At 64.3% G+C, this 20785-nt stretch carries 24 protein-coding genes; 11 read left to right on the forward strand and 13 right to left on the reverse strand.

Annotated elements, in window-relative coordinates:
• Positions 1-137: 137 nt before the first annotated feature.
• The 3 genes from HYG95_RS01150 to HYG95_RS01160 all read right to left on the reverse strand — a co-directional run bounded on the left by HYG95_RS01150 (position 138) and on the right by HYG95_RS01160 (position 2383).
• Entirely contained in the window at positions 138-800 is a 663-nt protein-coding gene (locus HYG95_RS01150) for a TetR family transcriptional regulator (RefSeq protein ID WP_370465636.1), read from the reverse strand.
• 245 nt (positions 801-1045) lie between these two features.
• Positions 1046-1567, reverse strand: a complete 522-nt coding sequence (locus HYG95_RS01155; RefSeq protein ID WP_181696142.1) for a hypothetical protein — start codon at positions 1565-1567, stop codon at positions 1046-1048.
• A 255-nt stretch (positions 1568-1822) separates the two neighbouring features.
• Positions 1823-2383 (reverse strand): DUF3558 family protein, encoded by a 561-nt coding sequence (locus tag HYG95_RS01160; protein WP_181696143.1) that lies wholly within the window; start codon positions 2381-2383, stop codon positions 1823-1825.
• Between the two features lie 618 nt (positions 2384-3001).
• Between HYG95_RS01160 and HYG95_RS01165 the strand changes: the two genes are divergently transcribed.
• Positions 3002-4141 (forward strand): threonine synthase, encoded by a 1140-nt coding sequence (locus tag HYG95_RS01165; protein WP_181696144.1) that lies wholly within the window; start codon positions 3002-3004, stop codon positions 4139-4141.
• A gap of 126 nt (positions 4142-4267) precedes the next feature.
• Here the strand turns inward: HYG95_RS01165 and HYG95_RS01170 are convergent, their stop codons facing one another.
• On the reverse strand, positions 4268-4483 hold the full coding sequence (locus tag HYG95_RS01170) for a hypothetical protein (RefSeq protein ID WP_181696145.1): 216 nt from the start codon (positions 4481-4483) through the stop codon (positions 4268-4270).
• A 259-nt stretch (positions 4484-4742) separates the two neighbouring features.
• On the opposite strand from HYG95_RS01170, the gene HYG95_RS01175 reads away from it, so the two are divergent.
• The 4 genes from HYG95_RS01175 to HYG95_RS01190 all read left to right on the forward strand — a co-directional run bounded on the left by HYG95_RS01175 (position 4743) and on the right by HYG95_RS01190 (position 8135).
• A complete protein-coding gene (locus HYG95_RS01175; protein ID WP_220138913.1) occupies positions 4743-5495 on the forward strand; it encodes a TetR/AcrR family transcriptional regulator in 753 nt (250 codons plus the stop codon).
• Positions 5492-6373 carry an alpha/beta fold hydrolase gene (locus HYG95_RS01180; RefSeq protein ID WP_181696146.1) on the forward strand — a complete coding sequence of 294 codons (882 nt, stop codon included), beginning with the start codon at positions 5492-5494 and terminating at the stop codon, positions 6371-6373. The genes HYG95_RS01175 and HYG95_RS01180 overlap by 4 nt, the downstream gene beginning before the upstream one ends.
• Before the next feature lie 160 nt (positions 6374-6533).
• A complete protein-coding gene (locus HYG95_RS01185; RefSeq protein ID WP_181696147.1) occupies positions 6534-7088 on the forward strand; it encodes a hypothetical protein in 555 nt (184 codons plus the stop codon).
• A 315-nt stretch (positions 7089-7403) separates the two neighbouring features.
• Positions 7404-8135: a hypothetical protein gene (locus tag HYG95_RS01190; protein WP_181696148.1), complete on the forward strand. Its 732-nt coding sequence runs from the start codon at positions 7404-7406 to the stop codon at positions 8133-8135.
• 393 nt (positions 8136-8528) lie between these two features.
• Here the strand turns inward: HYG95_RS01190 and HYG95_RS01195 are convergent, their stop codons facing one another.
• Positions 8529-9344: a bifunctional 2-polyprenyl-6-hydroxyphenol methylase/3-demethylubiquinol 3-O-methyltransferase UbiG gene (locus tag HYG95_RS01195; RefSeq protein ID WP_181696149.1), complete on the reverse strand. Its 816-nt coding sequence runs from the start codon at positions 9342-9344 to the stop codon at positions 8529-8531.
• A gap of 70 nt (positions 9345-9414) precedes the next feature.
• Here HYG95_RS01195 and HYG95_RS01200 point away from each other — a divergent pair, with 70 nt between their 5' ends.
• Complete coding sequence (locus tag HYG95_RS01200) at positions 9415-10017, forward strand: TetR/AcrR family transcriptional regulator (protein ID WP_181696150.1); 603 nt, start codon at positions 9415-9417, stop codon at positions 10015-10017.
• Between the two features lie 350 nt (positions 10018-10367).
• Here the strand turns inward: HYG95_RS01200 and HYG95_RS01205 are convergent, their stop codons facing one another.
• Positions 10368-10658 carry a hypothetical protein gene (locus HYG95_RS01205; protein ID WP_181696151.1) on the reverse strand — a complete coding sequence of 97 codons (291 nt, stop codon included), beginning with the start codon at positions 10656-10658 and terminating at the stop codon, positions 10368-10370.
• A 216-nt stretch (positions 10659-10874) separates the two neighbouring features.
• Here HYG95_RS01205 and HYG95_RS01210 point away from each other — a divergent pair, with 216 nt between their 5' ends.
• The 4 genes from HYG95_RS01210 (at position 10875) to HYG95_RS01225 (ending at position 13479) form a co-directional block, all read left to right on the forward strand.
• Positions 10875-11504, forward strand: coding sequence for a TetR/AcrR family transcriptional regulator (locus HYG95_RS01210; RefSeq protein ID WP_181696152.1), 630 nt, complete (start codon positions 10875-10877; stop codon positions 11502-11504).
• Entirely contained in the window at positions 11501-12082 is a 582-nt protein-coding gene (locus HYG95_RS01215; RefSeq protein ID WP_181696153.1) for a dihydrofolate reductase family protein, read from the forward strand. The genes HYG95_RS01210 and HYG95_RS01215 overlap by 4 nt, the downstream gene beginning before the upstream one ends.
• 82 nt (positions 12083-12164) lie before the next feature.
• A complete protein-coding gene (locus tag HYG95_RS01220; protein ID WP_181696154.1) occupies positions 12165-12734 on the forward strand; it encodes a dihydrofolate reductase family protein in 570 nt (189 codons plus the stop codon).
• A gap of 133 nt (positions 12735-12867) precedes the next feature.
• Entirely contained in the window at positions 12868-13479 is a 612-nt protein-coding gene (locus tag HYG95_RS01225) for a hypothetical protein (protein WP_220138914.1), read from the forward strand.
• 172 nt (positions 13480-13651) lie between these two features.
• Here the strand turns inward: HYG95_RS01225 and HYG95_RS01230 are convergent, their stop codons facing one another.
• Complete coding sequence (locus tag HYG95_RS01230; protein WP_181696155.1) at positions 13652-14656, reverse strand: YafY family protein; 1005 nt, start codon at positions 14654-14656, stop codon at positions 13652-13654.
• Positions 14657-14735: 79 nt separating this feature from the next.
• Between HYG95_RS01230 and HYG95_RS01235 the strand changes: the two genes are divergently transcribed.
• On the forward strand, positions 14736-15308 hold the full coding sequence (locus tag HYG95_RS01235) for a glyoxalase/bleomycin resistance/extradiol dioxygenase family protein (RefSeq protein WP_181696156.1): 573 nt from the start codon (positions 14736-14738) through the stop codon (positions 15306-15308).
• Between the two features lie 24 nt (positions 15309-15332).
• On the opposite strand, the gene HYG95_RS01240 is transcribed toward HYG95_RS01235, so the two are convergent.
• The 6 genes from HYG95_RS01240 to HYG95_RS01265 all read right to left on the reverse strand — a co-directional run bounded on the left by HYG95_RS01240 (position 15333) and on the right by HYG95_RS01265 (position 20639).
• Entirely contained in the window at positions 15333-16679 is a 1347-nt protein-coding gene (locus HYG95_RS01240) for an alpha/beta fold hydrolase (protein WP_356982410.1), read from the reverse strand.
• Positions 16680-16992: 313 nt separating this feature from the next.
• On the reverse strand, positions 16993-17613 hold the full coding sequence (locus HYG95_RS01245; RefSeq protein WP_181696158.1) for a hypothetical protein: 621 nt from the start codon (positions 17611-17613) through the stop codon (positions 16993-16995).
• Positions 17614-17831: 218 nt separating this feature from the next.
• Entirely contained in the window at positions 17832-18263 is a 432-nt protein-coding gene (locus HYG95_RS01250) for a hypothetical protein (protein WP_181696159.1), read from the reverse strand.
• 301 nt (positions 18264-18564) lie between these two features.
• A complete protein-coding gene (locus HYG95_RS01255; protein WP_181696160.1) occupies positions 18565-19221 on the reverse strand; it encodes a hypothetical protein in 657 nt (218 codons plus the stop codon).
• A 190-nt stretch (positions 19222-19411) separates the two neighbouring features.
• Positions 19412-20266 (reverse strand): hypothetical protein, encoded by an 855-nt coding sequence (locus HYG95_RS01260; protein ID WP_370465637.1) that lies wholly within the window; start codon positions 20264-20266, stop codon positions 19412-19414.
• Entirely contained in the window at positions 20253-20639 is a 387-nt protein-coding gene (locus tag HYG95_RS01265) for a TetR-like C-terminal domain-containing protein (RefSeq protein ID WP_181696162.1), read from the reverse strand. Before HYG95_RS01265 ends, HYG95_RS01260 begins: the two co-directional genes overlap by 14 nt.
• Between the last annotated feature and the right edge of the window lie 146 nt (positions 20640-20785).

Here is a 20785-nt window from a genome sequence, read left to right on the forward strand (position 1 = left end):
TCGAAACTGACGATCGCGAAGGGGTCGATGGGCGGCGGATTGTTTCGGTGCCCGAACCCCCTGCGGAACCACACGGTAATCCGATTACTCATCGAGGCGCAGCGGTCTGCGGCAACTAAATAGTGATCTGCATCACATCACTGTGGCGGTCGATCCGGCCCGTACGGCCCGGCGAAGGAGGGGTCGACCACCGGTTCCGAGGCGGACGGACGCGGCGCCGCATCGACACCCGCACGCCGCGGATCGCCGTGCAGCGTGATCCTGCGGATCGCGCGGTCGAGGATCGGCAGAATGTCGGTGACCTCGATGTCCCGGTCGACGAACCGGCCGGTCAAGGCATAGATCATGTTTGTGAGGACCAGCGCGATGTCCTCGACGTAGTCCCGGTCCATCCCCTCGAACAACGCCTCGGCGAAGGGCCACACCGCACTCACACCCTGTGCGTCGAGTCGCCTGCCGGTGGCGGTGCGGCGGGCGCGATGGTAGGCCTCGAGCATGCGCGGATTGCGTTCCCACGGCTCGAAAACATGGTGCAGCACCCGCATCAGCCCATCGGCCAAGGACTCGTCCGGGCGCGGCTGATCGAGTTCGGCGTAGCTGTTGATGTCCATCCATCGCGCGACGGCGGCGACGATCAACTCGTCACGGGTGGTGAACTTCTTGTACACCGTTGCCAACGAAACCCGGGCGCGGCGGGCCACCTCTTTCACCTGCAGCGCGTCATAGCCTTCCGACATCAGCATGTCGACCACGACATTGATGATCTCCGTCGAAGAATCCGCGTCAGATGTCCGTCTCACTCCGTTACGTTAACCTCGCCGCCCGAACGAACGTGCGCCCCTCCCCCGCATCCTCCAGCCTCGGAAATCGGGAACACCGGAGGAGCGCGGTGAAACTGTCGCGATGCCGCACCGGTCCGGATTCGACACTGCGGCGACGAAGTGACACGGATGGTGTGGTTGCCGAAAACGGGGCAGCCCGGGTTGCGGCTCGTGGCGATTCGATGCCGGTAGGCACCGACATCGTCTGCCGGAACGACTTGTGATCAGTCGGGCAGATAGCGGATCGGGACAGCACGCTCGATCCCAGCTGCCTCGAGGTCATCCAGGGTGAACACCTGATTCGCTCGATCGCCGAGTAGACCGCCCAGGAGCAGGTCGAGCAATTCGCGATGCTTGGCTCGCGAGGCGTCCACTGCCGCGCACAGTTCGGACACGAACTCCCGATGCGCTTCACCGATTCCGAGGTGGTCCAGCTCTTTCAGCAGCGCTCCCGCCACCAGGTAACCGTCCCACGGGGTTCCCGTGCGCTGCAACGACTCCGCCGTGTCGAGTAGCAGGCCATGCACATACTGGTTGCGGCCTCGGCCGACACTCTGGCGTGAGGTCGGCAGATCCAGGTCGAACAACCCGCACAGCCCATCGAAGTAGGCGCGGCGTTCCGCGGCCATCCACCGCGGATTACGTTCGTCGGTAACGACGTCGACATAAGCATCGCGTAACTCACCCACCCCGAACCGGGTCGGCGGGTTCGGTACCAGGCTCTCGTAGTCCTCATCCGGCAGCACCGTGTCATTGTCGTGGAACCGCCTCACTGCCGCGATACGAACTATCGTCAGAGACCGAACCCCGGCATCCACATCGAATCCCCCTTATCGTCGACACCATCGGCCCGACCGGTGAAGCGGTGGCAAATTTCACCGTGCGTCATGCCCGCTACTTCGACCGCAATCTCGGTCGGTGCTCAGCTACTGCGGAGCCGCCGACATGATAGACCGCGTTTGTGGTCCCAGTACCAGCTCGAGGTCACCGCCTGAATCGGCTCAATGTAGACGCGCGGAGATAACGGTGGCGATGTCGATCGTCTTGGCGCACACGTCCCAGTCAACGCCGGAGGTGATCCCCGCTGCGGCGATCCCGAGATAGAACGAGCCACCGGAGGGCACCGATACGTGCACGCTACAGCTGCCGTTTCGGCCATCGGGACGTACCTCAGATTTCAACACCGCGCGCTGTCCCCCGATCGCGATCTGCTGTTCGAGTGGATCCGAAACCCTTCGCTGAGAGAGATCGCTGAGGTCTGCTTTGGCCGGAGCGAATCGAATGTTGAAACGCCCCGACAACGACGTCTGGATCGAGAACCACGAACACGCCGACAAGTCCTCCGGAGGTGTGTCGGCTCGAACTACTGGGTCGAGCACGAAACGTGCGAGATCCTCACTGTCCAGCACGCTACATGGATGAAAAGTGAGATCGGCCAATGTCCACGGCTGCGGTGCCAACGCGGGAGCCGGCGAGGTCATTGCGCTCGCCGTCGTCACGGCCGCAGGCTTCGAGCCGACATCGATGCCACACCCGGCCGTCGCCACGGCAACCACCCCCATAGCCGACCACCCCAGCCACCACGGACGGGCGCAGGAACCTATCGCCATCAGACATTCCTCCCGCCGCCATGAAACCAGAGCTCGCAACACGGCGCACAGCGCGCCGCTCCGAGGCCTGGGTGCTGCTGAAATCAACCGCGTAGTGGTGCGGACGAACTGTCGGTGAATTCGATGCCGACTCCGCTGGTGCAACGCAAGTGGTCCGTCAGGGTACGGGCCCTGTGTTGGCCTTGGATAGCGAAAAGCGCAGGAGGCCGACCGGCTCGGCTGTAACCTGTTCGAGGGCCTGATCGTGCTCATGCATGCGGGTCGCGTTACACCATGACCCGCGTCGTACAAAGGGCTGCGCGGATCAGCCTCGTGCACTGCGTAATCGGCTCTCCCGATAGCAGGCGAATGCCACCACCAGTCGTTTGGCGATTTCGGAGAACCCGTGGGAGTTATATGGAACCCGATCGGATCGAGTCCTCATGGCAGGCAATGACTCATCATGAGGGACTGCGATCTCGGAGATGCCGGTTCGATGTGTAATCCGTTGCGCCTGAGCTCAACTGAAGCAGCCCTCGATCTCGTGTGGACTGGTTGTCCGCTCGAAGACGGAGCGTCTAGCGTGTTGGCGTGAGCGTGTATCGGGATCCCGTGGACGGCAGCGAGTACCGCTTGGATGAGCCCCGGTGGCGGTCCGGGGCAGGACGCCCACTGTGGATCGACCCGGGAGCCGGACTCGACCGTTCCGATATCGATGTCTCCGCACGATCGCTGTGGCGGTACCGCGCGGCGCTGCCGGTGGAGTTCTCGGACCCGATCTCGCTCGGTGAGGGCTCGACGCCGCTGCTGGAACGGGAATGGGAGCGTGGCGGGCGACCGCTGTTCAAACTGGACTTCCTGAATCCGACCGGCAGCTTCAAAGACCGCGGCACGAGCGTGATGCTGTCCTATCTGCGCGATCGCGGGATCCGGTCGATACTCGAAGACAGCTCCGGCAATGGCGGCTCCTCGATCGCGGGGTACGGGGCCGCGGGCGGTCTACGGGTGAAGATCCTCGCGCCCGCGTCGACATCGTCGGCCAAGATCGCGCAGGTTCGAGCCTTCGGCGCGGAGTTGCAGCTGGTGGAGGGCCTGCGCGAGGAGTCGCAGAACGAGGCGATCCGTCAAGCCGAGGGCGACGCCTTCTACGCCAGTCACAACTGGCAGGCGTTCTTCCTGCAAGGCACCAAGACCCTCGCCTACGAGCTGTGGGAAGACCTCGGGTTTCGCGCGCCCGACAATGTCGTCGTCCCGGTCGGCGCGGGCAGCAGTCTGCTGGGATGCTGGCTCGGGTTCCGTGAACTGTTGCGCGCGGGACAGATCGAGCGGATGCCGCGTCTGTTCGCCGCGCAGCCGCTGAACTGCTCACCGGTCGATGCGAGCTTCAGCGCCGGCACCGACCAGCCGGTCGAGCGCGCGGTGGCGCCGACGATCGCGCAAGGCACGTCGATCGCCCGCCCGCTACGGCTGACACAGATGATCGCGGCGCTGCGCGACAGCGGTGGCGCCACAGTCACGATCCCCGAGAACGACATCGTGCACGCGCTGGAGAAACTGTGCTCGAGCGGCCTGTTCGTCGAGCCGACCAGCGCATGCGCGGCCGCGGCGTACTCTGCCCTGTTGACGTCGGGACACATCACGCCGGCGGAGGAAACCGTGGTCCTCCTCACCGGCTCAGGGTTGAAGGCCGCGCCCACAGTGGCCGAACTGCTGGATACAGCGCACGAATGAGCGGCATCGCACACAACCCCGCATTTCGCTCGGGACCGCGATTTGTCGAGGGTCTGGACTCCGATCCGGTCGGAAAAACGGCGATCTGCATACTCGCGATGACGGTCTACTACGGCAGAAGCCGGTTCAGGACGGAAGTCCGTCGGGGAAGCACACGGGACGCCAGATCGTGCCGCAGAAGAAGTTGTTCAGGTCAGCGGAACCGCTGGCGATAGCGCCGGTACCGATCGGGTGGAGTTCATGACTCTGCGGTACGGCGACAGCATGCGCCGGGGCAACAGACGTCAGAACCGCACCGCCCAGCAACGCGCTGGCGATGAGGACGCGATCGACGCGAATCATATGAAACCGATCTGCTCGAGTTAAATCCGGTCACGAATATGACCTCGCTCAGCACATCGATCACCGAACACCGGCCGTTACGAGCCCAATGCCGTTGTGGCGTAGCCGAACCGAGGACGGATTCTGCCAGCCGCCTTCGCGCGCCGGTCGTCACCACGCGTCGGTCTCAGCCGAACGCGAGCACCGTGGCTTAACGCGGTCATCTCTTCTTCGGCAGGTAGAAAGCTGGCGCGGGCCCATCCCGGGCGCCTGCGAGAACATGCAATCGCCCGGAAGCCTTGCCTCGTGTAGTGACCATCTGACAGGATTGGGTCACTACAAAGGAGCGCACATGCCCCGACCTCTACTTCCCGACCGCCGGGGGCGCATTCTTGCCGCAGCACAGCAACTGCTGCTGGACAAGGGGTGGCCCGCAACGACGGTGTCGGCGATCGCCGCTCGTGCGGGTATCGGCAAAGGTGCCATATACCTGGAGTTTCCGGACAAGCCCGCGATCCTCGCCGCTGTCCTGCAAGACCGGATGCGGCAGTTGAGCGTTCAGGTGCATACCCGGGTGGTCGAGGCCCCGGACCTCGTCGATCTGCCGGCGGTCTACCGCTTCGGGGTCGAGGCTCTCCTCGCGGATCCGTTGATGTGCGCGCTGTACACCGGTGATCAGAACGTGCTCGGCGACTACGTTCAGGCCGTCACCGACGACCGCTATCTCCAGCGCCAGGACTGGCTCGGCGACTACATCGCTCGCCTTCAAGACATCGGTGTCATCGACCAGACCATCCCCGCCGACACCATCACCCAGGTACTCAGCGTGTTCACCGTCGGTCTGATCCATGCGCCGGGAACGCTCGGCGCGACCAACGCGGAAATACTCTCGGCCACTGTGGGTTTGTTCGCTGATCTCGTCGGGCGCGGGCTCGCGACCGGCCTCCCCACCGACCCCGAAGCGGCGCGCGCGGCACAGCTCGAATTGCTCGAACGGCTGGAAACCCAACTCGATCCGCAGGAGCCGCCATGACCGACATTTTCGACACCTACACCGACGTGACCGTCGCCGGAGGCCCGGTACGGCTGTATCGCGCAGGCGATGTCGGGCCGCCGTTGCTCCTATTGCACGGCGGCATGCTTGACACCGCACAAGGTGTGTGGCGGCGGATCGTGCCCGACCTCTCCGCCGACCATCGCGTCTACGCCATAGACCTCCCCCGCCACGGCAACAGCCGCCCCTGGCAAGGAGTCCTCGACGACGCCTTCTACCGGCGGTTCCTCCACGAGCTGCTCGACACTCTCGACCTGCCCCGAGTCGCGATCATCGGAATCTCACTCGGCGCAGGCGTCGCGACCGGATACGCCTTGGACCACCCTGAACGAGTCACCGCGCTGATCGCCATCGGCCCCGGCGGAATCGGCGCAAAACGCCCAGCACAATTCCTCACCTGGTTACTCATCCGAACCCCCGGTGTCCTGCGGCTCACCAGCCGATACCTCGCTCGGCATCCCCGATCGATCTGCAAGTCGATGGCCAGCACCCTCACCGCAGGCGCGAACACCCCCGATTTCGACACCATCGTCGAGCTGGCCACCGCCGAAGCCGTAGCGAAAGCCGAACACGGCGAACCGGTTCTCGACGACTGGATGACCCGCGCATACGGCCCATTCGCCATGCGCCTCAACCATTTACCGGCCCTCCAGAACCTCACCACACCCACGCTGTGGATCCGCGGTGGCAACGACTCACTCGTCGGTGCAGCCGAGATCTCGGCTGCGGCTGCCGCAACACCGAACAGTCACCTGGTCACTATCCCGGACGCCGGACACATCGTCACCTACGACCAGCCCGAGGAATTCAATCGTCTTGCTCGCGGATTCTTGGAGGCGACACTCGATCGCTGTTGACCGAGCCGCTTCGCGACAGCGCTCTTCCGAGAACCACCCATATGATCGGTCGGCTGAATCATCTGACGGTATCAGTGATTCCAGTACAGACGCTGCCATCCGCCACGATGTTCGCGTGGCCCCCGCCTGGCCTCAACGACATCCATTACAGTCGATGATCGTGGATCAGCTTCAGGAAGTACCAACACCGCCAACGATCTTTCGATCTTCGTGGGTCCGTTGGCTGGAGCTGATTCTGTTGGGGCTGATCGGGATCGCGGGCGGCTGGTTGCTCCTCGTATTCACCACCACCACCGAATCCGCGCTGACGTTCCCTGTCCTCGGTGCGATCATCTCGGGAACCCTTTCTCTGCTGCTCGGACTGCATCACCTCGTCCGTCGTTCACCCGATGTAGCAGTCGACGATCACGGGGTGACGTTCGACCCGTTCGGCCGAATTCCGTGGGCCGGGATATCGCGTATCCATCTGCGCGCATCCCAGACCATGAGGTACCTGGTCATCGAACTGGTCGAGCCTGGGCCGAAGCTCACTGAAAGACGTTGGCCCAGATGGGTGTACGGCCCGATCGGCAAGATCTATGCCGGATACCCGCTCACCGTCTCGGAGCGCTGGCTACGCCCGATATCGCTGGACGACATCGCTGATGAACTCCTCAGACGAAACCCTGGCCTGGTCGTCACAAGATCAGAACAGTCAGGACTCCGCTGGTGGTGAGGTCTGTCCCGAGCCGTTTCGACCCTGTGGAAAGACCCCGGCTAGCCTGGCTCCCGGATGGGCGCCAGCGGACAACGGCGACGATCGCCAACAGCGCCAGCGCGGTCGTCTGCGAAATCAACAACGCCGAACCAGCGGCACAGTACGGCTTTGACCCCCTAGAAAGTCGGTGGGCACCCAGCCCGTAGCCGCGCCGAGTGCGAGTGCGGGGCCACGCCTTAGATCTTGTCACCCAATCGAATTCGCTCGAGCGGCCACGGATCTCAGCCTGTATTGGTGTGCTCGACGAACACGAAGGCATTGTTAGGGGTACGGATGGAGTCAAAGCGTGTCGGCCGCAAGGTCGTCGACCCCGGTCGCCTCGATCCGGACACTCCGCAGCGGTGTTCCTTCCAGCAGTTCCAACAGTGGCTGTCGGCACGTATCCAGACTCCGGTCGGCAATGAACGCGTACTGACGCTGCCCAAAGCGGCAGCGACAGTGACGCTCGTGCTAGCGGCGGCGGTCGCGTCAGCGGGCTGTAGCTACCTCCCTCTGATCTCCGAATTCAGGGATGGGTGTAAAAAGCTGTCGAATAGCGACGTCATCGGTGTGTTAGGTGCAGGAGCGGAAGTCGACGGATTCAATTACAGGCCTCAGCCTTCCGTGGCTCCGGACCCGGGCGCGGACAGAAACGTGCTGGCGGGAGGGGACATCTGCGCTCGGTATGTCAGCGGATGGAAGGACGGCGACCGCCGGGGCAACAGTATGGTGTACGCGAGGACTCAGACCGGAAGCGATGCGACAGCTGTATTCCGACGTGAGCGGGAAAAAGCTCTGAACCGCGACCCCCAGGACACGCAAACACTGAGAACCTTCTTCTCGAGCGACACCCGGCTCGGCGACGAAGCGTTCTGCACGGTCACCAAGGACGCCGACGACCCCGCCCACGGCGTGCTGGTACGTTTCGGCGACAAGGTGGCATACGCCGATGTTCCGACGCTCGGCAACCTGACAGATGCGGAAAACTGCGATCGGGCCCGACGGCTCGCCAGCGAACTCGGCTAGGTATTGTCTGCCACTGTTTCGAGCCATTCCACTGCAAGGGTCATGGTGAATCCGGGGCGGTAGGGCAGGGCAAGCCACTTTCGGTCCGGGCCGACGGCGGCGAACCACAGTGCACCAATGCGCGACGTCGACTTTCACCGACGGCGCCTGCTCACCGAAATCGAAGATGTGTCGTCGGGTATCCAACCATTGGCGAAGATATCGCGTGCTTGCAACTCTACAATCAGGGTGCAGTCGATTCGTATTGGCCTTCAGGGGTTCCCAAGACGAAGCGATCCCACCGTGATCTGGTGCATGGATTACCTGTTCCGACGGCGCACCGGTGAGGGGCTCATCATCTGAACCTAACAGTGCGACATGCCGGCGCGGCCAACCGTCGTCATCGAGTCGTTGTCAGTGGTTGGCTGTGCGTACGGCGGTTGCGGCCAGGGTGGTGTAGTTCATCGTGAAGGATCCGCCCAAGGAGTCGATGGCGTTTCCAACCGCGTCCAGTATCTCCGCCTGCTGATCGGGACGGAGCTGGGTGAGACCGCCTGTGGTGGGAAGCAATTCCAGCCATTGCTCGCGTGTATAGGACCGCTGCCAGTCGAATAACCACTGTTCGGGATCGTCGAACTGTTCGTTCTCACGGATCTGGGCGGCGAATCTCGCGTATCCCTCCTGGTAGAGCGCAAGGGGGCGTCGAGCGGGCTGGCCGCTGAGCGGGGAGTCCGGCGCGATCCGCCGGTAGGCCGCGGCGAACGGTTCCGCCACCTCGGCGGGTGGCTCGTACACGTGACCGAAGATCGCCAGTCGTCCCCCGGGACGCAGCACGTCGGCCGCCTTGGCGGTACCGGTCACGGGGTCCACCCAATGCCACGACTGAGCGGCGATGACCGCATCGAAGGTGCGGCCACGTGGTTGCCACCTCTCGAAGGTCGCTACCTCGACCTGCACGCCGTGGGCTCGCGCGAAGTCGGCCATCCGGGCATCGGGTTCGACGCCGAGCACGTCGCAGCCCGAGGCTTGGAACTGCCGGGCCGCGATGCCGGTACCACAGCCGACATCGAGCACGTCCGCCCTGGAGTTCCCGGCGAGAATCCGCTCCACCAGTCCTGCGGGGTAGCGGGGGCGCGCGCGGTCGTAGCGCTGCGCGTCGATGCCGAACGACTCGGCCATGCGCCGATCCTCGCGCGGCAGGGGTGGTTCTTCTCGCGATAGAGTGGGCATGCGCCCACTCTAGTGGGCGCATGCCCACTAGGCAATAATACCGGTGAATCGACGCACGAGAGGACCGCCAGTGCCGACTGGGATGCATCTTCGCGATGCGCGGCAGCAACTGTTCGATGCTGCCGAACGCGTACTGCTACGTGACGGTCCGAACGGGTTGACCAGCCGGGCAGTCACCGAGGAGGCGCGCTGCGCCAAAGGTGTTCTGCACCGGCACTTCACCGACTTCGACGCTTTTCTCGCCGACCTTGTGATCGATCGGGCCGCGCTGCTCGAGGCCCAGGGGAACGCGCTGCGTGCGTCCGCCGGCACCGGCACGGTGGCCGCCAATCTGACCAGCGCACTGCCCCTTCTTTTCGGGCCGGTTCCGGTGGCGATCCTCCCGCTCATCACCTTTCGTGACGAGCTGCGCGCGCGACTGCGGCAAGCCAGGCCCGGCGGCGGTATGGCGATCCTCGCCGAGGCGACAACCGCGATCTCCACCTACCTGACCGAAGAACGTGAACTGCGCCGCATCGCCGCCGACGCAGACATCGACGCACTCACCCTCTCCCTGGTCGGCGGCGGGCACCTGTTGTTCACAGACCGCGACCCCAGCCCACCGACCACAGCAACGATCGAAAAATTCGTGACAGCGGTCATCTCCACCGCCCTGCAGCGACGACCCGACTGAGCATCCACCGGCGCGCCGATCCAGACTGGGCCCAGAACGGAAATTCATTAGCTGACGGCAAGAGCCCTATTGCCACTCATCGAACGAACCGCGCCGGATGAGCTCTCAGTCGGCGCGGGCAGTGGCTGCCAGCGCAGCATATTGTTCTTCGAACCTCTGATTGCCACTGCTGCGGAGTCGATCTCCCGGACCGAGTTCGCCGGACACGAGCATTTGGGGCACCGCCGGACTCGTCACCACACTGACCGGAAACTCCGTGGTAGAGCGGTGGCGCAGTTTCGAAGTACCGAAAAGCTAGATTCCGGCCGCCGGTGCGCAGGTGCCGAACCTCGTATGGGTCGCCGATTCACCTACAGCTCGACCTGAACGGAATGGGCGTATGTGGCGTTCGTCTTCGACGTGTTCTCGAGGTCGATCGTGGGCTGGACTGTGCCATCGACGGCAGACGATTCACCTCGGTCCTGTTCACTGAAACCCTTGCCTTGCAAGGACTGTCGGCCTCGATCGGCAGCGTTGGCGATGCCTGCGGCAACGCACTCGCCGAGTCGATCATCGACCTGTTCAAGGCCGAAGTCGTCTGTCGGCACGGGGCGTTCAGGACCGTTACTGATGTCGAATTCGCGTTGCACAGGAGAACCCACACCGTCAACGATGCCTCCACGATGTTCTGTACCGACACAGGCGCTCTCGCACACCTCACGCGCCTTCCTCGAGTTTGATCGAGCACAGACAGGCGCTGACCGGCTTCCTGCCGGCCTTCGAGGACGCCGCCCGCTCCATAAGTCGATCAGCGGTGTACGAGTAATTGGGTTAAACTAACTCGTACTCCACTGTTTGACATACAGGGACGGACCAACATGAGCGCTACCGACCGATCAGGTGCCGCGACAACTGCAGGTGGCCGAGCCGGGAACCGGCGCGCTGACGCCCAGCGCAACCGGATCTCGATCCTCGCAGCGACGCCCGTCGCCCTGCGGAAGAACCCTGACGCCTCCGTCGCGGACATCGCCGCCGAGGCCGGTGTCGGGCGGATGACGCTCTACGGGCACTTCGCCACCCGAGCCGAGCTGATCGAGGCAGCCTTGGTCGAGAGCTTGGAACGCGGTGACGCCGTCCTGTCCGAAGTCCCGCTCGACGGTCGACCCGCCGAAGCGCTGGCGCGCCTGGTCGAGGCGAGCTGGAACCTCGTCGACCAGTCGCGTGCGCTGCTCGCCGCCGCACAGAAGGAACTCTCGGCGACCCGCATTCGCGAGTTGCACGAGAAGGCCGAAGCACGGATGCGCGATTTGCTCGAACGGGGGCAGCGGGAAGGGGCATTTCGCGGCGACCTGCCGGTGAGCTGGTTGCTGGCCACGGCTCACGTCGTCATGAACGCCGCCGCCGAGGAGATCGCCGCAGCGCGCCTCGACCCCGGGGATGCCGCCCGTTTCATCGACGCCGTACTTCAACCCGCGTTCGCCCCCGCTGCCACGAAGGAACGATCGTGACTCGGCTCATCGCCAGCATGTGGACCACTGTCGACGGCTTTGTCGCCGGGCTCGACGACTCGATGGACTGGTTGCGTGCCGACGCCGATCTCATGGAGTACGAGACCGACCTGGTCGAGAACGCCGGCGGCCTTCTGCTCGGCAGGATCACCCACAGCGATTTCGCCGCGTACTGGCCTGCGGTCGCCGCCGGTGAGATCGACGCCGACGAAGGCACCAGACGCTACGCGCGTCGCCTCGATCAGCTCGACAAGTTCACCGCCTCACGCTCCGGCGAAATCGCCGACTGGCCGGGAACGCAACAGGTCGAGCACGTCACTGCCGCCCGAATCCAGCACATCAAAGACCATGCGGACGGTGACGTGATCACCTACGGCAGTCTCAGCCTGATCGCCGCACTCAATGAGCTGAGCCTGATCGACGAGTTCCATCTGATTGTCAATCCGACCCTGCTCTGCCGCGGCAAGCCCCTCTTCGACGAAGACCAGCGCCGGACCGAGATGGACCTGCTGGAATGTCGGCCGTTCTCCGCCGGTGCCGTTCTCCTCCGGTATGCAGCGACTTCGACGACGAACTGACCGATCCCCTGAGCGAGAAACAACATGTCCACACCATGTCCGGTGAGTACAAACCGGGCGCAATTCAAGGGAGAGCAACGATATGAGGCCACTCCGATACTCGATCAACGTCACGCTCGACGGCTGTTGCCATCACGAGGCGGGGCTCCCGCCGGACGAGGAGTCGATGCGCTACTGGACCGCTGAGATGCAGCGGGCCGATGCCCTGCTGCTCGGTCGAGTGACCTACCAGATGATGGAGTCGGCGTGGCGGCGCCCGGCCACGGGCGTGTGGCCTGACTGGATGGACGAGTGGGAGATCCCGTTCGCCGAGGCCATCGACCAGGTTCGAAAGTACGTCGTGTCGAGCACGCTCAGCGCGGTCGACTGGAACGCTGAGCTCATACAGGGCGACCTGGGGCAAGCAGTCCAGCAGCTCAAGCAGGAACCGGGCGAAGGCCTATGGGTGGGCGGAGTGACACTCCCCCTGGCGCTGGCGGATCTGGGACTCATCGACGAGTACGAATTCCTTGTGCAGCCGGTCCTCGCCGGGCGCGGACCGACGTTGCTCGCCGGCCTGCGCGAACGCATCGAACTCGAGCTCGTGGATCGGCGGGACTTCCAATCGGGCGCGGTCGCCGTGCGATACCGGCCCACCCATGTAACCGCTTGACGCGATCGTCGTGGAACATCGGCCGCTGTCCTGCGATGAACGACGTTTCCCGCGACGGACACGACGAGTCGTCCTTCCCCCAACTCGAGCGCCGGACATCCACCGAGCGCGAGCCGAACAGAGACTGCCGAGTATGAACAACAGAACGACGAACCTCGACACCCACGCCCACCCCCACCCGTCCAGCCGCGCTGCGGCTATCGGAGGCCACCTGCTCGCGCGCTGGCCGTCGGTGCTCGGCCTGCTCGCACTGCTTGCCAACAACACAGACGGTGCCGATCCCCACGTCACGGCGATGATCATCATCATCGCAGCGACGTGCTACCTCGCGGCCGCCGCGGTCGGTTCTCGACGAAGCGGCTGGCTGATGGTGGCACTCGTCAGTGTGGCCGTCGTCCTCGCCGAGCTCACGGGACTCGACCCGACTGCCACGGTTCTTGTCCTGGGAGCGGGGTTCGCGATCTTCGGGCTTCTCCGCAGAACCGGGGCAGATCGACGAGAGGTCGGCCGGCAGGCTCTTGCCTTCATCGGCTTCAGCGCCATCGCCCTGACCGCCATGATGTCAAGCCCGACCCTGGCCCTCTACCTGGCAGCCACCGCCTCGCTGGGACACACCGTATGGGACGTAGTCCATTTCATCCGCGACAAGGTCGTCAGCCGCTCACTCACCGAGGCCTGCTTCGTCCTCGACCTCGGCCTCGGGATTGCGCTGCTGCTCACAGCATGGTCCACGCACCCCCTATAACCTCGAGGGGCATCCGGTTGCGATGCTGGCGGGTATGAGCCCGATGGGCTCGAAGTGCATGCGGTGCGAGGCAAGCCGGCGGTGATCCGGCGGTTGCGACTGACCCGCCAGGGCTGGGAAGTGCGCCGGTGGAAGTGACCGGACTGGCGGGGTGTCTGCCGCTGCCGGCGAATCAGACCGTGCCCCTGACCTTTTCACTGGAAGGTCCTGGTTCGGAGCTGTTTTCCGTGGCGGCCAGAAGCCGGGACCCCCAGCCGGCGATGAGCTCGATCGCTTCGGGTGGTCCGTGCACGACGAACGGTGCTCCGATGGAGGCGAGGCAGAAGGCCGCCCAGTCCAGTGACTCCGCGGCGATGTGGACATCACAGATTCGGGCATCGAGGGCCTCGACGGTGCCGCAGTGCGCGATTTCAGCTCTGATCTGTTCGGCCGGAGCCTCGACCGTGGCGTACACACGGTATCTGGCGGGCATCGAGCCGAGCTGGTTGCGGACGTATTCCACCGGGTCGTCGCCGGGTAGGCCGCGGGGAGCGAACCGCGCTCCGGTGCGGTTGGTGCGCGCGATACGATCGACGCGGAATGTGCGCCAGTCGGTACGGTCCAGATCCCACGCCACCAGGTAGAGGCGGTTCTCGACATTGACGATCCGGTGCGGCTGAACTGTTCGGTCCGAGACCACGCGTTCGCCGTCGTGGTAGGTGAACGAGACGGTGTCGGCGTCGCGGCAGGCCAGCGCGAGGGTCGTCAGCGCGGTCACATCGTCGATGGCGGCCCGTCGGTATCCCTCGCCCGCCGGGGTGACCACCGTTCGCAGGCTGTCGATTCGGCGTCGAATCCGGGCGGGTAGAACCTGGACGATTTTGGCCATCGCGCTGATGGCGGCTTCCGCGGAAGCCGGGTGGATACCGGTCGCGATCTCCTTGAGACCGAGGACTGTCGCCGCGGCCTCCTCCTCGCTCAACACCAGTGGCGGCAGGGCAGCGCCGGAGCTGAGTTGATAGCCGCCGCCGGTTCCGCGGGTCGTGAGGATCGGATAGCCCAGCTCTTGGAGACCGAGCACGTCGCGCCGGACAGTCCGCTCGCCGACGCCGAGACGGCGCGCCAGCTCGGCTCCCGACCAATGACGACGGCTCTGCAGCAGACCGAGCAGGGCAAGGGCGCGAGTACTGGTGGACACACCTCGAGATTAGGGCACTTGTGGACACATACTGTCCGGAACTGGGGCAAAACTGGGGTCACCAATCAAAGGAGACAGTATGTCCGACAATCCCGCAGTTCCCTTGGCGCCAGCCGGCTCGGCGACGGTCGACCCCTTCATCTGGACCGATGATGCGCCGGGTCTGATCAGTTTCCTGGTCGAGGTGTTCGGCGCGGTCGAGGTCCCCGAGGCCCGCACCGCGGACACCGATGGGCTGGTGCTGCATTCCGAGCTGCGGATCGGCGACTCGACGCTCACGATCGCCGATCGCAAGCCCGGCTGGCCGTACACGCCGGCGTTCATCCGGGTGTATGTCGACGATCCGAAGGCCACGCTGCAACGCGCCGCCGATCGGGGCGCCCGGATCGTCACCGAACCGACCGATTTCTGGGGTGATGTGCTCTCCCGTTTCGCGGATCCGTTCGGGCATCTGTGGTGGGTCTACAAGCACAACCCGGTAGCCGCCTCCTGGGAGGATGGCTCGTCGTCCGACAGCGGATCCGAATGGGCGCAAACCGATTCGGGCGCCGACGAGCAGTCCTGGGAATCGTTCGCGACACCGGAGTTGGCAGCTGTTCATTCCTCGCTGATGGAGGCGATGGCCTCTCTGCAGGATCCGCGCACCCGCTGACCCGCTGCGATTGTCGGCAGAAACCTAGGCAGCTTTCTCGACCGGGTGCGGTCTGCGCGAAGTGATCGGCGCACCGATCAGGGGCCGCCCGGTTGCGACCGCCAGCGCGGTACCGACCACCCCGATCAGTCCGCGCAGGCTCGGCGCCGAGATGCTCGACGACAGCACGGTTCGCGTGCTCGGTGGCGCCAAGGGATCGGCAGCGATGCGGTCCGACAACCAGCGCAGACTCATCGGGGTCGACAGCGGAAGCAACGTGAAGTGGTCACTCATGCGGTCGCGTACGTAAGTGACGTGGGTGCCCGCAGCCCGGTACCGTTCGACCTGCTCGTCCACACTGCCGCAATGGATCACCTGATCATCGACCGGCTGCATCACCAGCAGCGGACAGGCTGGGGCAGACAAACCCAACCGCAGATCGTCGAGCACCGCGCGGATCTTCGGTTCGGCGAGAATCTCGTCGAGCGGACGTCGTAGGTGGTCGTCGAAACTCTGCCCCGACATCCGCAGCAGCGCGACAATCGGCGGTAGTTTCTCGACGGCTGCCAGCAACGCCTGTCCCTCGGGCAAGATATCGGCGTCGAGGGCAGCGTCGAGGTCCGGATACAGCCGACGCAGTGCCGCCACCACCATCAGCGGAAAACCGGAGAATCGACTGCCGTGCAGGCGAAGGAACACCTCGCCGGGATCGCCGACCGGTGCGCCGAGCACCGCACCCACCAGGTTCAATTCGGGCGCGTAGCTCGGAGCCATCTCGGCGGCCCACGCGCTGGCCATGCCACCACCGGAGTACCCCCACAATGCGATCGACGTCCGCGGATGCAGGCCGAGCGGCGTGAACGACAGCGCGGCCCTTGCCCCGTCCAAGCTGCGATAGCCCGGTTCCCGTGGCGCGCCGAAACTTCCCTTCATACCGCCGTGATCAGCGATACTGACCGCCCAGCCACGCCGGAGCGCATTCGCGATCAGCGGCCATTCGAGCCGGGTGATCGAACCCGGCGCCCGCGTATGGTGGCGCAACACGTAGGACGGCGCACAACGCTCGGTCACCGAGTCGATTGCGGACTGGAACAACAACAGCGGGCGGTCCTGGTCCGCGACGGCCCCGGCCGGGAGCACGACGGTGGTTATCGCGATCTCCGCCCGCCCGAAAAGGTCATTGCTGCGATAGGCCAACTGCCAGGCTTGGACCTGCTGCCGGACCGATCCGAACAGTGACAGTTCGACCCGTCTGCTCCGAATCAACGAGCCCGGTGCGTAGGCGGCGATATCGGCGGGGCAGCGCATGAAGGGGTCGAGAGAGGGGAGCTGCGGGACGTCGCGGTGCGGTTCGGTACTTCTCGGCCCTGGCGAATGATCAGTTTCGGACACGATTTCAGGGTCTTCCTGGGTTCGATAGACGAGCTGTGCGATATCGAAGCCCGGGTCCACAGACCCCATCTCACAAACGGCCGAAGGCGACCTTGCCCACTACGAAGCCTAGGCAGCTCTCACCCGATTCGCGGGCAGCCGGACACCAATTGTGTTACCTCACAGCACGTTCAGCGCACATATTGTATCCCGACGCAACGACTGTCCCCGCTGAGCAATCGCCGAAAAGCCGTGGGTCGAATGGAGCCGCGAGATCCGGCCGACGCGTGTTCGCCCGGTGTGTGATTCGGCGAACCGACCCCGGCCACCCGAGCTAGTAGGTGGCGGCCGCTGGGCGCCGAACTCTTCTGAACACCCCTCCCGGCCCGAATGCTTTGTCCGCGAACCGTTTTCCTATGAGGGCGTGTGTGTCGGTGTCCGGGTGCAGGCCGTCGGGAAGTGGATGGCGCTGTGCGTCGCGCTCGCCGTAGAGAGTGCGACCGTCGAGGTAGTGCAGGTTCGGATCCTCGGACCTGCTGTCGATGATCTCCGTCAAGGCATCCCGGATGACCCGAAGGGTCAGGCGGCCCAAGGTGGTATCGCACTTCTTTCCGGTCGCGACGAATTGAAGGGAGCCGGTGCCCAGCGTGGTCGGATCGATCGCGCCGGGGCCGGGGGTGTCCTCGTGGATCGCGCAGTGGATGGGCGAGATCAGCAGCAGCGGCGTGGTGGGGTGGCCGTCACGGATGGTGTCCAGGAACCCGTGAACGGCGGGAACGAAGCTGCGCAGCCTCATGGAGTCGTGGTTCACCACATTGATTCCCAGCTTGACACTGATCACGTCCGCTGGAGTGTCACGCATGTGGCGGGTGGCTTTGATCGCGAATTCGGCCACCGTCTGGTCGTGAATCTCGACAGCGTCTTGTTCACGACTGGTCGCGAATCTCGACACCACTGCACCAACCTGGTTGCAGTACGGCGGTACCCAACTGATCTCCCGTATCGGGGGTTGTCAGCAGTCATCGTGAGGGATCGTCGCGTTGCCGCCCGGCGGACCTGGACAGCAGCATTGGAACGTGTTCCCGCATTCTTTGGTGTCGCGTCCGGGTTCCCCGGATGAACCGATAGGCGGCATTAGCGGACGTCTGAAAGTCTTGACCGAGAGTCGAGATTTCAACTGCGGTAGTCGAGTAGCTCGGTCAAGTAGTGGGCGCGGTCCTGCTCGCCGAAGTCACGAAGCGCACCGGCGAGCTTGAACCCGAGATTGTCTGCATCTGGATCCTCGAGGCAGTTGTAGATCCAGTTCAGCGTGAACTGCGTGACTCCGGTGTCACTGACTGCGCGGACGTCATCGAGACGCATACCTTCGCCATCGATGACGCACCGGACACCGGAGCACGTCTTGGCCAGTAGTTCGGCTAGGTACACCGAGTACGCCAACACCTTGACCGCGCGGAGGGAAGGTTCTTCGTCGGGGTCTTCGGCCATCGATTCGACGACCCCCTGAACGAAAAAGACGCTCGGATCGGTCCCGTCGAGGTTGGCACCTTCTCCTCTGGCCCAGTCGAGGAATCGATGTGCTTCCGCCAAAAGTTGATCACTCACGACGGCATCGTATGTGGCAGGACCGACGCACACGTTTTCACGCTCATCGGCATGAACCGACGTTCGACCGCGCTGGCAACTCGCCTGGCGACGCTTACCGGCCGTGCCCCATTCGTGCCCTGAGCCAGGGTCAGATGGGGTAAATCCGGGTACCTCACGCGTAACCGGTAGCCCAGGTCAGAGCGCTATTCCCGCCTATTCGCCTGCTTCCCAAGTAGTGAGATCTGCCGTCGGCAGATGCGGACGTTCGTCACCGCGCGGTATGCGGCAGAAGAGTGCGTGTGTCCCGGGGTCGACGTGGTCAATCGGTCGAAAAGAACAGGGTGTCCGCGACATACCAACTGGGACCTCGTCCCTGCCCGCTCAGCCAGGTCTCGTGCTCGAATTCCAGCTTCTCCACCAGGGTGGTGAGATCGTCGACGAAGTCTTGATCGATCTTGTCGATGACCGACCGATAGGCATCGGCGACAGCTTTCGTTCGTGACAGTGCCAGGTGGCCGACTTCAGGGTATCCCTCCAGCGAACCCGGTATGCGGAAGGGGATTTCGGCTGGCGGCCCGGCAAACAGGAACCCGAACGAACACAGTTCCTGAGGCACCCCACAGCGTTGAAGTTCCTTGTCCAGCTCGAAGAAGTACGAGATGGGGTTGCGAAAGTACCCGACCTGCACGGGATCGGAACCACTGCTGGCGATGATGATCTGCAGCGCGGCGTGATACGCGCAGCCTGCGTATTCTCCTGGCGAATCGGCACGGCCTCGGACCAGGTGATCGAGCGCGTCAGGTATGGACAGATCCCAGAAGACGTCTTGGTGATCGAGGGCGTCCTGATAGGCGCTGGCTCGATCCTTCATAGTGTCAAGGACGCGCACCTGATTCGCGGTCAATGATGTTGCGCCGATATACGAAAGAACGTTGTCGAGTTTGGCGCTACGCAACTCGATGCAGTGACTACCCATGCGCCCATGGTCGCAAGGCGCACCGACAAGAGCGGGCACTGGGATGCTCGCTCATCGGCAATACAGTGCGTTCGACAGGGCTCATCCAAGACCGGTACCGCATCGCCGATTTGAAACATGTTCATTCGCCGGATCAGGGCAGTCGGTGGTCAGACACCTGGCTGCTGAGTGGTCCGATGACGGGCGGCGATCAACAGACGTCTCGCGGGCGGTTCGGTACCGGTCGGCGGGCTGGGTGCTGTCGAGATTCACGAACACCACATCGAGCGGTGTTGGGATTCGCGACCAAGGTGGTGCCGAGATTCGCGACCAGAACCAGGCGGGCCATGAACGGATCCACGAGCGCGCTGCCGCCGAAGCCCAGGTTGCGCAACTGCGCGCCGCCGCGCACCGCCGCGACGACAGGCCAGATGCGAGTGGGGCTCGTGGCGTTGGAGCCCTGACTGATCGAGCTGCCGTGTGGTAACCACTCCGGACCGCTCGGCGGTGCGGGCCGCAGTGGGGCGTCGGACCGCAGTGCGATCAGATCGATCTGTTCGTTGTGCGGGAGCCAGATCTCGACCGTATTCTCCCCGGGCGCGAGAGCGGTGATGGTGACGAGTTCGGAAGCCCCCGACTCGAACGTTCGGGTGCCGGTGCGCGGGTCGATCTCGATGGTGTCCCCACCGGTGAGGACGTGAGAATGGTGGAAGACGCCGTCGACCACCACGTCGACGGCACCGCGGGCGCGGGTCGCGCCGCGGTAGCTGACGCGGGTGGCGTGCACTTGCATACTGATGTCGACGCTCGTGGTGCGCACGGCGACTCGTACCCCGGAAGGTTGCGCTTCCATGAGGGTGAGCTGCGGATCGGCGAACCGCTCTCGGATCGGCCGGGGAAGTCTGTGGGGACGTACGCCGCGCTCGGATGCTTCCAGCTCTACTGCACCGCGGATCAATTCGGCGGTGAGCTGTGTGGTGATTATGGAGTTGCTCTCTCGCGGGCAGTGCCGCGGTTGTGCCAATGGGTGAGGAGGAAGTCGAGGGCGTCGATCAGTTCCGGCCACGACTGCTCGGCCGGTGGCGTGCTGTGGGCGAAGCTCCCGCTGCGTTCGAGGTCAGAAATCCGCTCAACGCGCTACCGATGATGCGGGTGGCGTGAACCCGATCGGGGACGGCGATGTCGTAGCCGAGCAGGACGGCGTCGGTCACCTGCACGATCCGGCGTGCGGCGCCCGAATCGACGGCCGCCTGCCCCGCCTGTCGCTGCAAGGACGCCCATCGGCCTGGATGTTCGGTCGAGTACGCACGGTGTGCGGTCGCGAAACCCACCAGCGCGTCCTTCTTCGACCGACCGGCTATTGCGTCGCCGATGTTCGCCGCGAGTTCGCCGAGCCAGGGCGGTAATGCCGTCGCGTAGGTCGGCGAGATCTTCGACATGCGAGTACAGGCCGGGCGTTCGCACGCCGAACGATCTGGCCACGGCCGCGAGGCGCGAATCAATACGCACCACTGCGAGGAAGTCGATAACCCGGGAGTTCGAGCTGGGCGGGCAAGCCGCCAGCTCGGCCGACGCGCGTACCGCC

This window comes from Nocardia sp. GTS18, from assembly GCF_013839555.1.
GTDB classification, from domain to species: domain Bacteria; phylum Actinomycetota; class Actinomycetes; order Mycobacteriales; family Mycobacteriaceae; genus Nocardia; species Nocardia rosealba.

What these genes read in the sequence shown, in the direction of transcription:
- HYG95_RS01175 (WP_220138913.1), top strand. Translation starts at nt 4,743, where the DNA reads ATGCAATCGCCCGGAAGCCTTGCCTCGTGTAGTGACCATCTGACAGGA.
- HYG95_RS01220 (WP_181696154.1), top strand. Translation starts at nt 12,165, where the DNA reads ATGAGGCCACTCCGATACTCGATCAACGTCACGCTCGACGGCTGTTGC.
- HYG95_RS01160 (WP_181696143.1), bottom strand. Translation starts at nt 2,383, where the DNA reads ATGGGGGTGGTTGCCGTGGCGACGGCCGGGTGTGGCATCGATGTCGGC.
- HYG95_RS01195 (WP_181696149.1), bottom strand. Translation starts at nt 9,344, where the DNA reads ATGCCCACTCTATCGCGAGAAGAACCACCCCTGCCGCGCGAGGATCGG.
- HYG95_RS01255 (WP_181696160.1), bottom strand. Translation starts at nt 19,221, where the DNA reads ATGGGTAGTCACTGCATCGAGTTGCGTAGCGCCAAACTCGACAACGTT.
- HYG95_RS01225 (WP_220138914.1), top strand. Translation starts at nt 12,868, where the DNA reads ATGAACAACAGAACGACGAACCTCGACACCCACGCCCACCCCCACCCG.
- HYG95_RS01190 (WP_181696148.1), top strand. Translation starts at nt 7,404, where the DNA reads ATGGAGTCAAAGCGTGTCGGCCGCAAGGTCGTCGACCCCGGTCGCCTC.
- HYG95_RS01180 (WP_181696146.1), top strand. Translation starts at nt 5,492, where the DNA reads ATGACCGACATTTTCGACACCTACACCGACGTGACCGTCGCCGGAGGC.
- HYG95_RS01235 (WP_181696156.1), top strand. Translation starts at nt 14,736, where the DNA reads ATGTCCGACAATCCCGCAGTTCCCTTGGCGCCAGCCGGCTCGGCGACG.
- HYG95_RS01265 (WP_181696162.1), bottom strand. Translation starts at nt 20,639, where the DNA reads ATGTCGAAGATCTCGCCGACCTACGCGACGGCATTACCGCCCTGGCTC.
- HYG95_RS01210 (WP_181696152.1), top strand. Translation starts at nt 10,875, where the DNA reads ATGAGCGCTACCGACCGATCAGGTGCCGCGACAACTGCAGGTGGCCGA.
- HYG95_RS01170 (WP_181696145.1), bottom strand. Translation starts at nt 4,483, where the DNA reads ATGATTCGCGTCGATCGCGTCCTCATCGCCAGCGCGTTGCTGGGCGGT.